General features: G+C 52.4%; 15 protein-coding genes. 2 read left to right on the forward strand and 13 right to left on the reverse strand.

The window, feature by feature from the left end; translation table 11 throughout:
- Positions 1-26: 26 nt before the first annotated feature.
- The 12 genes from KQI79_RS12220 to KQI79_RS12275 all read right to left on the reverse strand — a co-directional run bounded on the left by KQI79_RS12220 (position 27) and on the right by KQI79_RS12275 (position 11,129).
- Positions 27-1,160: a phosphodiester glycosidase family protein gene (locus tag KQI79_RS12220; protein ID WP_216538518.1), complete on the reverse strand. Its 1,134-nt coding sequence runs from the start codon at positions 1,158-1,160 to the stop codon at positions 27-29.
- A gap of 10 nt (positions 1,161-1,170) precedes the next feature.
- Positions 1,171-2,049: a 5'-3' exonuclease gene (locus tag KQI79_RS12225; protein WP_216538519.1), complete on the reverse strand. Its 879-nt coding sequence runs from the start codon at positions 2,047-2,049 to the stop codon at positions 1,171-1,173.
- Between the two features lie 180 nt (positions 2,050-2,229).
- Positions 2,230-3,441, reverse strand: a complete 1,212-nt coding sequence (locus tag KQI79_RS12230; protein WP_216538565.1) for an aminotransferase class I/II-fold pyridoxal phosphate-dependent enzyme — start codon at positions 3,439-3,441, stop codon at positions 2,230-2,232.
- 8 nt (positions 3,442-3,449) lie between these two features.
- Positions 3,450-3,809, reverse strand: a complete 360-nt coding sequence (locus KQI79_RS12235; protein ID WP_216538520.1) for an arsenate reductase family protein — start codon at positions 3,807-3,809, stop codon at positions 3,450-3,452.
- 12 nt (positions 3,810-3,821) lie between these two features.
- Positions 3,822-4,802 carry an RluA family pseudouridine synthase gene (locus KQI79_RS12240; protein ID WP_216538521.1) on the reverse strand — a complete coding sequence of 327 codons (981 nt, stop codon included), beginning with the start codon at positions 4,800-4,802 and terminating at the stop codon, positions 3,822-3,824.
- A 41-nt stretch (positions 4,803-4,843) separates the two neighbouring features.
- Positions 4,844-5,392: a bifunctional adenosylcobinamide kinase/adenosylcobinamide-phosphate guanylyltransferase gene (locus tag KQI79_RS12245; protein WP_253298112.1), complete on the reverse strand. Its 549-nt coding sequence runs from the start codon at positions 5,390-5,392 to the stop codon at positions 4,844-4,846.
- 171 nt (positions 5,393-5,563) lie between these two features.
- The gene (locus KQI79_RS12250; RefSeq protein WP_230190810.1) at positions 5,564-5,776 is read right to left on the reverse strand and encodes an aspartyl-phosphate phosphatase Spo0E family protein; all 213 of its coding nucleotides are present in this window, start codon (positions 5,774-5,776) and stop codon (positions 5,564-5,566) included.
- A gap of 120 nt (positions 5,777-5,896) precedes the next feature.
- Entirely contained in the window at positions 5,897-7,102 is a 1,206-nt protein-coding gene (locus KQI79_RS12255) for an aminotransferase class I/II-fold pyridoxal phosphate-dependent enzyme (RefSeq protein WP_216538524.1), read from the reverse strand.
- Positions 7,103-7,115: 13 nt separating this feature from the next.
- Complete coding sequence (locus KQI79_RS12260) at positions 7,116-7,607, reverse strand: Lrp/AsnC family transcriptional regulator (protein WP_216538525.1); 492 nt, start codon at positions 7,605-7,607, stop codon at positions 7,116-7,118.
- Positions 7,608-7,767: 160 nt separating this feature from the next.
- Positions 7,768-8,184, reverse strand: a complete 417-nt coding sequence (locus tag KQI79_RS12265; protein WP_216538526.1) for a hypothetical protein — start codon at positions 8,182-8,184, stop codon at positions 7,768-7,770.
- Positions 8,185-8,323: 139 nt separating this feature from the next.
- A complete protein-coding gene (locus KQI79_RS12270) occupies positions 8,324-8,743 on the reverse strand; it encodes a DUF350 domain-containing protein (protein ID WP_216538527.1) in 420 nt (139 codons plus the stop codon).
- 22 nt (positions 8,744-8,765) lie between these two features.
- Positions 8,766-11,129 (reverse strand): endonuclease MutS2, encoded by a 2,364-nt coding sequence (locus KQI79_RS12275; protein ID WP_216538528.1) that lies wholly within the window; start codon positions 11,127-11,129, stop codon positions 8,766-8,768.
- A 188-nt stretch (positions 11,130-11,317) separates the two neighbouring features.
- On the opposite strand from KQI79_RS12275, the gene KQI79_RS12280 reads away from it, so the two are divergent.
- Both KQI79_RS12280 and KQI79_RS12285 read left to right on the forward strand, forming a co-directional pair.
- A complete protein-coding gene (locus KQI79_RS12280) occupies positions 11,318-11,665 on the forward strand; it encodes a phage holin family protein (RefSeq protein WP_216538529.1) in 348 nt (115 codons plus the stop codon).
- A gap of 156 nt (positions 11,666-11,821) precedes the next feature.
- A complete protein-coding gene (locus tag KQI79_RS12285) occupies positions 11,822-12,499 on the forward strand; it encodes an SDR family NAD(P)-dependent oxidoreductase (protein ID WP_216538530.1) in 678 nt (225 codons plus the stop codon).
- Here the strand turns inward: KQI79_RS12285 and KQI79_RS12290 are convergent.
- The gene (locus tag KQI79_RS12290) at positions 12,486-12,986 is read right to left on the reverse strand and encodes a CvpA family protein (RefSeq protein ID WP_216538531.1); all 501 of its coding nucleotides are present in this window, start codon (positions 12,984-12,986) and stop codon (positions 12,486-12,488) included. The two genes, KQI79_RS12285 and KQI79_RS12290, sit on opposite strands and share 14 nt — an antisense overlap.
- Positions 12,987-13,036: the final 50 nt, after the last annotated feature.

Genomic DNA, 13,036 nt, shown 5'->3' on the forward strand with positions numbered 1-13,036 from the left:
TCATATCCGAACCTTCGTCATATCCGCTATTTCGATTCGTTTTTCCCGAACACCAACGCGTTGCCGATCAAGCGTCCGGGAGCGGTTACCGTTTTGCCGTCGGCAAACAGTCCGGACGAAGCTCCGCCGTCCAAATTCATCGCTTGCTGAGCTCCAAGCTTCAGCATAATTTCCGCCCATTGCTTCATCGTAGCGCCGCCGACGGTCGCCAGTACGACGCTGCCGTCCTTCTTCACGGCGATACCGCTGCGCGCCCCGCCGTCCGTTACTATTTTGGAAGACGTGAAGCCTTCTTCCTTCGGATTAACGGCCAGTTTCCCGTCCTTCACAAGACGCGGGCCGGCTCCGATCGCCGTCGTTACGTTTTCCCAAGGAATTTCTTCTCCCTTAAGATTTTGATAGCTTACTTTATATTCAACGGTAGATCCGACCTCGAACCGGTCCGCCATCGAAGCTTCCACACCGACGAACACGAGCACGTAGCCGTTTTTCGGAATAGCGGCATTTTCATTATTCGTCACCTTGGTAACGACGCCGTCCTCGACGACAACGGCGTTGCCGAATTTGAAACCGATATTCGCGCCTCGCTTGGGCGTAAATAAGATGGCGCCGTTTCCGTTCTCCTTGGGCGTACGGTTCACAAAGTAGACGTACCAACTCGCCTTCTTCTCCGCAGGCGAAGTTACCGTTCCCGATATTTTGATCCGCAAATGATCCATAAGAACGTTGCCGTCATCGGTAAAGCCGACCGCCGTTCCCGTATTGCCGATATGTTCGACCTGTCCGTTCGCTATGATCGTTCCCCACGGTTCGGGGGCGCCGCCGTACGCTTCGAAATACGTTCCGTTAATTCCGAACCGCGCGCCGGATAATTTGACGATATCTTTTAAATGCCCCGTTTTGCCGACCACATGATTGGGCAGTCCGACGCTTGCCTGCATTTCCTTGGGCAGCGTTACGGTTTGTACGGTAAACGTGCGCTTGCCCACCGTTACTTTTTTCGTTTCCACTTTCGGTTGGAAGGACAGTTTCGCTTGCGCTGCCGCCTGTTTCGTCTCCTGCTTCGCGTTCTGTTTCCGCGGCGTTTCCGCGGCGAATGCCGTAGACGCGCATAATAGACTGAATATAGCGATCGCTGCCGCCCATTTTATTGTTGTCATAACGATTCTGCTACACCTCAATCAATTTTTGTAAGCTCTCCATTTCAAGTTCTTCGAACTTGCGTCTGATTTCGCCATGGTCCACGTTGAAAAAACACGATTCCAGATCGCATTGTACCGGCGCGTCGCAACGGATCCGCGCCAAATCGCGCGATAGATGGAGCATGTCCAAATCGCTCTCGATCTTCGTCCGAACCGATTTGCTGAGCTGATCGAGATTGCTCAAAATGCCTTCGATCGACTCGAACTGCTGTATCAGCTTCAACGCCGTTTTCTCCCCGATGCCGCGCACGCCGGGATAATTGTCGCTCGTGTCGCCCATAAGCCCTTTCAAATCGACGATTTGCCGCGGCGTCAGCTGCTTCTCCTCCATTAACGATTCCACGCCATACACCATATAGTTGCCATGGCCTTTCTTCATAATGATGACGCGGATTCGCTCGTCGATCAATTGCAGCATGTCGTGATCGCCCGTCAAGATCAGCACTTCCATTTGCGGAGCGTACAATCTGGCCAACGTGCCGATGCAATCGTCCGCTTCATAGCCTTCGATGCCGACATTCGGAATGCCGAAGCTTTCCATCACTTCTTTGATCAAACTGAACTGGGGAATTAATTCGTCCGGCGCTTCCGCCCGGTTCGCCTTATAATCGTCGAATTTATCCGTCCGGAACGTCCTGCCGCCCATATCCCAGCAGCAGGCGATATGCGTCGGCTTGAACTTGCCGACCGCGTCCCAGAAATAGCGGATAAATCCATGCACCGCATTCGTCGGGACGCCGGCGCGCGTCTTCCGTATGTATCCGCCGTAAGCCGTCGCGTAGTACGCCCGAAACAGAAGGGCCATTCCGTCCACAAGCAGCAATCGCCGTTCATTCGTTTCGTTCACTCGAACTCTCTCCCAACATTGTTAACTCTAAAAAATTCGCAAAACATAGGCTAGAAGTCTAGTATATCATAATTTATAGCGGAAACAGCATGATAGAATCGGCAGCCATGCTCCAAATAACGGTAAGCCGCGAAGGGGAAGAGAACATGGCGAACATCCGGTACTGACCGAAGCTTAACTCTACCGGTCGCGCAAAAATTGTCCGATCCGCTCCACCGCCTCCAGCAATCGTTCTTCCTCCTGAACGAGCGCGATTCTAACATAGCCTTCGCCTTCCTTGCCGAAGGCGTCGCCGGGCACAACGGCCACACCCGCCCGTTCCAGCAAATCCCGCGCGAATTGGCGGGAAGACCGCTCATCCGGAATCGGAGCCCAAATAAACATCGTCGCCTTCGGGTTCGGCACGTTCCACCCGATGCTGCGCATGCCCGCGACGAGCGCGTCTCTCCTCGCTTCATATACGCCCGCCGCCGAGCCGTCCGGCCCGCTTCCGCCGGACGCGGAGGAAGACGCTTCCATTCTTGCGATATCGTCGCGCAGCGCCTTGACGCCGGCAGCCTGCACCGCCGCGAACACGCCGAAATCGATCCCGTTCTTCAGCGCGGCGATCGCATCGAGGACGTCCGCGTTGCCGACGGCGAACCCCAGCCTTACGCCTGCCATATGAAAGCTCTTCGACAACGAGTGAAGCTCGATGCTTATTTCTTTGGCTCCCTCGATTTCGAGAATGCTCGTCGGATGGAAGCCGTCGAACGCCAATTCCGAATAGGCCAAATCATGCACGATAAGCAGACCGGACTTGCGCGCGAAAGCGACCAAATCTCCAAAAAAAGCACGGTCCGCCACCGCCGCGGTCGGGTTGCCGGGATAGTTCAGCAATATATATTTCGCGCGCTCCGCCGTTTCTTGCGGTATTTGATCCAATTGCGGCAGAAAGCCGTTTGCCGCGCGAAGCGGCACATAGTAAGGCCGGACCCCGGCTACCGCCAATGCCGCCGCATATATCGGATAACCCGGATCGGGCACGATCGCCGTATCGCCCGGGTCGGTCAAAGCGAGCGCCAAATGGGCGAGGCCGTCCTGCGAGCCCATCAGCGCCAACACTTCGCGCTCCGGGTCCAGGCTGGCGCCAAAGCGCCGCTTGTACCATTCGGCCGCTGCGGCGCGAAACTCCCGGCTGCCGCGCGAGCCCGGATAGCCGTAGTTCTCCGGATCGCGCGCCGCTTCCGAGAGCGCGTCCATAATCCTCGCGGATGGAGGACGGTCGGGACTGCCGATGGACAAATCGATCACGTCGATTCCCCGGGCGCGCGCCGCTTCTTTCCATTGCGCCACTTCGGCGAATATGCCGCTCGCCATTCGGTTCAAGCGGGAGGAGCGCAATTGTTTCATTCTCGAAGTCAAGTCCATTGGCGTTCGTACTCCTCCGGTTTATATCCGACGGTTACCCGCTTCCCGTCGGTTACGAGCGGGCGTTTGATCAGCATGCCGTTAGAGGAAAGCAGGCGTATTTTTTCCTCTTCGGATAGGTTCGGCAGCTTGTCCTTGAGCTGCAACGCTTTATATACTTCGCCCGATGTATTAAAAAACTTTTTAATATCCAATCCGCTGATTCGAATGATTTCCGTTAATTCGGAAGGAGTCGGCGTTTCTTCGACAATATGGCGCAATTCCAGCGTTTTCCCTTTATTTTGCAACCACTTCACCGCACTGCGGCATGTACTGCATTTCGGATATTGGTATACGGTCAAATGACTCATCTCTTCACTCCATTAACATATGATTTCGTCTTGGCCTGCGGACAATATTCGGCGCAGACGCCGCATGTCTTGCGGCAAATCCGCCGTAAACCGAATGTCGCGCCGCGTGATCGGATGAATGAATCCGATGCTGCATGCATGCAGCGCATGCCGGTCGATCAAACCGTCCAAAGAAGCCATTCGCTTCGCCCGTCCATCCTCCGCCAGCCTGTCGGCATCCCATGTCTTGTACATTTTGTCGCCGATAAGCGGGCATCCGATATGTCGCATATGTACGCGTATTTGATGCGTTCTCCCCGTTTCAAGCCGCAATCCGACCAAAGAAGCATGCGAATAGGCTTCCTTCGTCTCATAATGCGTCACCGCCGCATAGCCGTCCGCGGTCACGATTCTCACATGCGGATTGCCGGGATCGCGATCGATCGGACCGGTTACGACGCCTTGCGGCTGCTCAGGATGTCCGTGTACGAGAGCGACGTATTCCTTCAACACGGCCCCGTCTATCATTTGCTCGGAAATATGCTGATGTACGTAGGGATTTTTGGCGATAACAAGCACGCCGCTCGTCTCCTGATCCAGACGGTGGACGGGTCGAAACCGGTATTTCTCGCCGCGTTCCGCCCAATAATGCACAACTCCGTTCGCAAGCGTATCCACGTAATGGCCGTGGGTCGGGTGAACGATCCTGCCCGCTTCTTTATTGACAACGAGCAAATGCTCATCTTCATATATGATTTCGAAATCGATCGGCTGCGCCAATATATCTTCCGACGTTTCCCGCTCCATGCGAATTTGCACGCAATCTCCCGCGGCGACGCGAACGCTAATATAACGGCGTTCTCCGTTGACGGTAATGCCCCGTTCCGTCAATTTCAGGCGGGAAAGCAGTTTGCGCGACACCTTCAGCCGCTTTTGCAAAATCGTCTTTAATAAAAATCCGTCCTCTTCCGGCGGAACCGAATAAGAGATCGGATCGTAATAATCGTTCGTCATGATCGTTCTCCGTAAGCATATTTTGTGTGGAACCGGTACAGTTAGCGGCTGCGCATGCGTTTCAGCTCGACGGGAATGCCTGAGGTCAGCAGAAACAACTCGGCGCATTCCGCGGCAAGCCGCCGGTTGACCGCAGCTGCGGTATGGAAAAAAGCGGACTTCTCCGGCAGCGGATCGTCCCATCCGCCATAAAGTTCGTTGGAAACGACAACGATCATCCCTTGAAACGACATAACCGCCTCGATCATCGCTTCCGCCCGCGCCGACAGTTCGGCTTCCAACGTCGAAACGAGCGCATGGATGCGCGACAAATGCCGGTACTCCTCATAAAGCCACGACGCAATGCTATCGACGACGACAACCCGCCGCTGCGCGCGATAAATATTCGATTCCCGGTTGATTTGATCGATAACGTGCGGCAACTCGAGCCCGGCATGCATTACTTTCCATAGGAAACCGTTCGGAGCGGAACGTTCGGCTTCTCCATTCGGCTCACGGGTCGCGATATAAATGCCTTCTCTTCCCAAACCTGCAGCGTAGCGAAGCGCAAAATCCGTTTTTCCGCTGCCGATCCCGCCCGTTACCATCATCAGCAAATCGAACCCCTCCATCGTCAATTATTTTGGAACGGCTTCTCGCACGCGTCGTTATCATCGTTCTTTTAAACAATATAACATAAATGCGGAAATCAAAAAAAGAAGAAGGTTCCGGCGGAACCTTCCTCGGGAAGTCTATCGTTCGAACGATTGCCTAGCGTTAGCTTATTTTCTCGGATTATTTCTCATATATTCATTTATCTTCAAATCCAGCAGACTGCTTATCTGTATGACGGTGTCCGACGTGAAGGATTGTTCTTGCAATACCATTTGTTCCATTTGAATACGCAAAAACTGAATTTCGTCTTCCAGAGTAACCGCTGACGAAGATGACTTATTTGCATCACTTATGAGCAAATCATTTTCTACACAAATCAACACGATCCCCCCCCGGAGTAAAAATTGCCCGCCAAAATCCAATTATAGCATTTCAAAAAGACAACAAAAAGGAAAATATATGCTATATTATAACAAAATAATCCTATGATTGGTACCTTATTATAAATTATTTCTCACTTTATCCATGAATTTCCCAATTCTTTCCAAAGATTCGTTTAATTGGGAGATCGAAGTCGCATACGAGCAGCGCAAAAATCCTTCTCCGCCCAAACCGAACACATCGCCCGGCACCGCCGCCACTTTCGCTTCTTCCAACAACCGATTCGCGAATTGTTCCGAGGTCATGCCGCTCGCTTGAATCGAAGGGAAAGCATAAAACGCCCCTTGCGGCTCATGGCATTCCAGGCCGATCTCGCGGAATCCTTTCACGACGAGACGCCGGCGCTGGTTGTACGATTCGATCATCCGGTCCTTCTCTTCCATCCCGTTGCGGAGCGCCTCCAATGCGGCGACTTGCCCCATGACCGGAGCGCACATGACGGTATACTGATGAATTTTCAACATGGCGGAAATCAAATCGGGATGTCCGCAAGCGTATCCCATACGCCAGCCGGTCATCGCGAACGCTTTGGAAAATCCGCTGACGAGAATCGTCCGATCTTTCATCCCCGGCACCGAAGCGACGCTGACATGTTTCCGGTCGTATGTCAATTCGGCGTAAATTTCGTCGGAAATGACGATCAAATCGTGCTCTTCGACGACTTTCGCGATCGGAAGCAAATCTTCGTAAGACATAATGGCGCCCGTCGGATTGCTCGGGTAACATAAAATTAAAATTTTGGAGCGCGGCGTCAATTTCGCTTTTAACGATTCGGCCGTGAGCTTGAACTCGTCTTTCGCGAACGTTTCAATGCCTACCACTTTGCCGCCGCCGATCGACGCAATCGGCGAATAGGATATATAGGACGGCTCGGGAATCAATATTTCGTCTCCCGGCGCAATGAGCGCGCGCAACGCCAAATCGATCGCTTCGCTGCCGCCGACCGTAACCATAATTTCCTTCGCCGGATCGTATGTCACTTTGAATTGATGATGCAAGTAGTTTCCAATTTCTTCACGCAATTCGATGAGCCCGGCGTTCGACGTATATTTCGTCATCCCCCGTTCAAGCGAATACACGCACGCTTCGCGCACATGCCAAGGCGTACAAAAATCCGGTTCGCCAACACCTAACGAAATGATGTCCTTGTCTTTGCTCGCGCTCACCAAATCGAAAAACTTGCGGATACCCGACGGGGGAATGTCGCGAACGAGCGGAGACAGATAGGAGTTCATTGACGTTTGTTTTTCTTCATTTTTAATCATGGCGCAACTTCCTTTACGGCGAGATCAACAGACGGTGATCATCTTCGCGTTGTTCGAAAATAATGCCGTCCTGTTTATATTTTTTAAGAATGAAATGCGTTTTGGTCGATAACACGGATTCGATCGGAGACAGTTTGTCGGATACGAAACTTGCAACTTCCCGCAAACTTTTCCCTTCCACTTCGACGAGCAGATCGTAAGCGCCCGACATGAGGTATACGGATTTCACTTGCGGAAACAGGTAGATGCGTTCGGCTATTCCTTCGAATCCGCGGCCGCGTTCGGGCGTAATTTGCACTTCGATCAGAGCCGTCACTTTATCGTCTTCCACTTTGCTCCAGTTGACGACCGTCGCATACTTGACGATGACATGTTCCTCTTCCATTTCCGCAATCGCCGCCTTCACTTCCGCTTCGGACACGCCGAGCAGCGTAGAGATCAGTTCCGCATCTCTTCTGGAATCCTCTTTAAGAATATCCAGAATTTTCATTTTGAGTTCATTCATACCCCATACCTCCAAAGAACCATAATAATAATAATACAACGAATTTGCGCGATGTGCCAACCGAAATGCTGCTTTTTCACCTTCGAACTTGTACGAAAAACCGTTCTCGCGGGCAGTCCGCTTAAACGGTTTTCGAATTGGCATTGATGGTGAACGGATATTAACGGATCAATCTTTGGATCATCCGCTGCCGATCTTCGTCCGACAGGACGGTATTGACTTGGAAGCAGCCCGGGCATACATAGACATGAAGCCGGAATGGCGCTTCCAACACCGGTTGGCCCAATGAAGCGGGGACATTCGGCTTAAACGAGTCGGCCCGAACCGTCTGTTCTCCCGCCAGCAGCATATATTCCCGGCAATAGATGCATTCCGGCGCTTCCTGCTGCGAATCGAGCACTTTTTCGACCGAAGCTTCGAATACCTCGGAATCGTTCTCGTCCGCGTTCTCGTCAATTTGAATTTGCAGCGTGCGGTAGCCTGTCAGCTCGTTGTTGCAATGAGGACATTCTTCTTCGGGACCGAGTTCTTCATCCCATACAATTTCCGTTTGACACCAGGGACAAATGGTATTCATCACATATCATTCCTTTATTTTGTTCTATCATTCAATATTGATCCAAAAAATAATGCCGGCCGCGAACACGATAATAGCCAGTGCGAATAACGATCCCCACAAGTATTTCATGCCTGTCCCCCCATATCAACGCTTAATATTAAGATAAACCCGCTCCGATAATATAAGATAGCGAAATCGAAATCATCATGGCGATAAAGCCGACGGCGCGATTGTCTTTTTGAATTTCATGGTCGATACGAAACACGGGCGTTACAAATTCGAACATAAAGTATGCGACTAAAAGCAGGACAAAGCCGAAGGATGCCCAGATCAACGACTCGTAAATCGAATCGCTGGCGGTAATGCAAAAGCGAAAAATGTTGCAAATTCCGAATATTTTCCCCCCGGTGGCCATGGCGACAGCCATGTTGCCCTTTTTAATTTCGTCCCAGCAGCGATACTTGGTCACAAATTCGAAACAATACAAAAACACGATGAGCGCCAAGACGGCAACCGAAAAATAAGCGACCATTCCGAAATACGGATTGGCGAGCAGCGTTTCCAAATCGACTTCCACCCTGTTTCACTCCCCCGTTCCATCACTTTAATTCGACAACGGTTACCCCCGCGCCGCCTTCGCCGTAATTCCCCAAACGGTAAGATTTAATATGCCGATGCTTGCGCAAATAATCTTGAATGCCCGTGCGCAGCACTCCCGTGCCTTTTCCGTGAATAATATACACCTGCCCGAGATTGGACAGAAACGCTTCGTCGATAAACCGATCCGCCTCGATGAGCGCTTCTTCCAAATTCGAACCGCGCAAATCCAGCTCCGAACGGACATGCTCGTCGCGCGAACGTTTCACGCTGGCGACATGACGCTGTTGCTGAACTTTGGCCGGCGCCTGCTGCACAAGCTCCAAATCGTTCAAACTGACCTTCATTTTCATAATGCCCATTTGCACGATCGCCTCGCCGGACCCGGCCAATTCGACGACATGCCCCTTTTGATTCAAGCTGTACACGACAACTTCGTCGCCGGCTTCGATGTTCCGCGTTTGCTTCGCGCCGGGGCGAACCGTCTTCGCGCGTCGTTCGTTCGGCTCCGCCTCGTCAAGCTGCTTGCGCGCGGCGATCAGTTTATGCTCCTTGACGGAGGCGCCTTCTTCCTTCGCCAATTTGCGCAAATCGGCGATAATTTGCTCCGCTTCGCTCCGCGCCTTGGCGATGACGTCGCGCGCTTCTTGTTCCGCTTTGGCGAGCATTTTGTCGCGCTGCTGCTCGAATCGATCCCGTTCCCGCTCGACTTGCTGACGGAGCGTTTCCAGTTCTTGGCGGAGACGCTGCGCCGTTTCGCGTTCGGCTTCGGCGGTAAGCCGGTTCTCTTCGAGCGAAGCGATCATGCTCTCGACGCGCAAATCCTCTTCCTTCACTTCGCCCTTCGCTCTTTCGATCATTTGCTGCGGCAAACCGAGCCGTTCGGCGATGGCGAACGCATTGCTTCGTCCCGGCACGCCGACGAGCAACCGATATGTCGGGCTTAACGTTTGGATATCGAATTCCATGCTGGCGTTAATAACGCCCTTGCGCTCATAAGCGTACGCTTTCAGTTCGCTGTAATGGGTAGTCGCCACCATGCGGCAGCCCAAGCTGTGAATATGTTCCATAATGGCGATCGCAAGCGCCGAGCCTTCCGCCGGATCCGTACCGGCTCCCAATTCGTCGAGCAGCACCAGGCTTTTCCCCGTCATTTGCCGCAATATGTTAATGATGTTCGTCATATGGCTTGAAAAGGTGCTCAAATTTTGCTCGATGCTCTGCTCGTCGCCGATATCGGCGTAAATCGCATCGAATACGCAACATTGGCTGCCGTCTTCGGCAGGAATGAACAAGCCTGACATCGCCATTAAACTAAGCAAGCCGATCGTTTTCAAGGTCACCGTTTTCCCGCCGGTATTCGGTCCGGTCACAATAATCGACGTATAGGAATTGCCCAGCTCGACGTCGAGCGGAACGACTTTGTCGGTCGCGATCAACGGATGGCGTCCTTTGCGCAATTTAAGAAATCCGCGGTCGTTCATGCGCGGAAAGGAGGCCTTCATTTCATGCGCCAGCCTTGCCTTCGCGAATATAAAGTCAAGCTGGGCGAGTATATCGACATCGTAGAGCAGCATTTCCGTTTGCTCGCCGGCAAGCGAAGACAAGCGATGCAATATTTTTTCGATTTCCCGCTCTTCCTTCAACTTCGCCTCGCGCAGTTTATTGTTCATGGCAACGATCGATTCCGGCTCGATGAACAAGGTTGCGCCCGAACCGGATTGATCGTGTACGATGCCCCCGAAATGGGAACGATATTCTTGTTTCACCGGAATGACGAATCGGTCGTTGCGGATCGTAATCAGTTGCTCTTGCAGCATTTTCGCGACCGAATTCGAACGGATCATTTGCTCCAATTTCTCGCGGATTCGAACTTCGCCTGTCCGAAGCTCGCGCCGGATCGCGGCCAGCTCGCTGCTGGCATTGTCCATCACTTCGGCTTGATCGTCGATGCATGCTTTAATCGCATCCTCGAGCGGCTTCTGTTCGGATATTTGCTCGCTGAGCGCATCCAGCAAAGGAACGGGATCCTCTTCATGGATATTGGCGATAAACCGTTTCAAGCGACGGCCGCCGTAAATCGTATTCGCGATATCCAACAGCTCGTGCGTGTTCAACATTCCGCCGATTCGCGCCCGCTGCAACGCGGAACGTATGTCAGCGATGCCGCCGAACGGGGCCCCGCCCTTCAAGCGATCGACTTTATACGCTTCGTCCGTCGCTTGCAGACGGCGCTTTACGTCTTCGAGATTGCCGCTTGGGCGAAGAGATTCCGCGTATTCCTTGCCGAGACTCGTCACGGCGTGATAAGCCAATTTATTTAAAATTTTGGAAAATTCCATTGTTTTTAATATTTTGTCGTCCAAAACGATAACAACTCCCCTCGTTGTTATTATATCCGAACCAATAAGGTTTAGCTATTCCACTCCTTACGAATCCTTCCACTAATAGAAGTTTGGCCTTCGGGTACAATAATGGTTGAATCGAGTCTTACTCATCAGTTCACGAACCTTTGCAAGAGCGGAGGAATATCGATCTTAAGGAGGAATTTCACATGACTTTTCTGAGACATGTCGTTCGTTTCGTTGTCTCAGCAATTGTGCTCATGGTGGTCGGATGGCTCGTTCCGGCATTTCATGTCGGCGGATTTTGGAGCGCCTTGGTGCTGGCCCTTGTCATCGCTTTGTTCGGCTGGATCATCGAAGGCATATTCGGCAAAAAAGTAACGCCGTTCGGTCGAGGCATCGTCGGCTTTCTAGCGAGTGCGCTCGTCATTTGGGTCGCGCAGTTCTTCGTCGGCGGGGTCAGCGTTTCGATTATCGGAGCCATTCTGGCCGCTTTGGTAATCGGGATTATCGACTTGTTCATCCCCATCAGCACCCCGTACGAAGCCGGACGTTAATCTTTCGTTTACGATGCCGGCAATCGCCAGGATCCCCCTGCTTCACGATGCAGGGGAATTTTTTTTGTTTTATGCCCCTTTTACGGCGCAAACCCTCTTTCCATAAAAGCCAAAGTCTGGTATATTGAATTAAATACCAGTAAGGAGGTCGGAATTATGGGTGATGTGCAAACTAAAGTTGCCATCGTTACCGGAGCCGGAACCGGACTCGGTAAAGCGGCGGCGATTGCTTTGGCGAAAGAAGGGGCGAACGTCGTCGCCATTGGACGAAGGCTGCCGAAAATAACGGAGACGGTGCAAGAAATCGACTATTTCGGCGGAAGCGCAATCGCCGTCAGGGCCGACGTGTCGGTCGAGTCGGATGTGAGGCATGCGGTGGAAACCGCCCTTGCGGGCTATCATCGAGTCGATATTCTTGTCAACAATGCCGCCGTGTTGGATATCGCGAATATATTCGATACGGAGCCCGACGAATGGCGGCGTCAAATCGACGTCAATTTGACCGGTCCGTTCCTCATGACCAAAGCCGCGCTTCCGATCATGCGACGGCAGAAATACGGCCGCATCGTCAACATTACGTCGTCTCTTGCCGCGAACGGCGCCGGCGGCTACGGCGCTTACAGCGCCGCGAAAGCCGGTTTGGAATCGCTCACCCGCACGGTCGCCGACGAAGAATCGAACTATAACATACTAGCCAATCTATTCGATCCCGGCATGATCAAGTCGGAAATGCACGGCACCGGGAAAGACCCGGCAACCGTAGCGGCGGAAATCGTCCGGCTGGCTTCGCTTCCGGTTTACGGTTTCTCGGGCGAGAAAATTATTTATTCGTAATATGCTCGACAAACTGCAACGTTGCCGCGACAAGATCCGGGAACAACCGCACCACCTGACCCGCCGCCCATGAGCCGCTCAAGAGCGTTTGAATGTTCGGCGATTCGAACAAGCGCATAATAAAGACAATGAAGGCAATCAATACGCAGCTTTCGACGAAAGCAAGCAAAGCTCCGCACCATCGATTCAATCGATGAATGCCCGGAGCTTTTGCAATCACGGTCAATATTTTGCCCACGATCGTCAAGCCGAATTTCGCGAGAACGAACAAACCGATAAACGCGAGAACGTCGGCAAACGTCGCGTTCAAACGAATCGTTCGCTGCAGCCATGGGGCTACGTCGTCGTAATACATCACCGCCGCGATAAAGGCGATGAATATCCCGAATACGGAAATGAGCGAATGAACGAATCCGCGAATATAGCCGTAAATGCAAGCCGCAACGACGACCCCGAATATCATTAAATCCAATGTATTAAAAGTCACTCTGCTCCCCTTCGTTCCTGTCCAATCCATGTTCTAAACGAAACGCCCGC

The sequence above is a fragment of the Paenibacillus sp. MSJ-34 genome (assembly GCF_018918005.1).
Classification (GTDB): Bacteria; Bacillota; Bacilli; order Paenibacillales; family Paenibacillaceae; genus MSJ-34.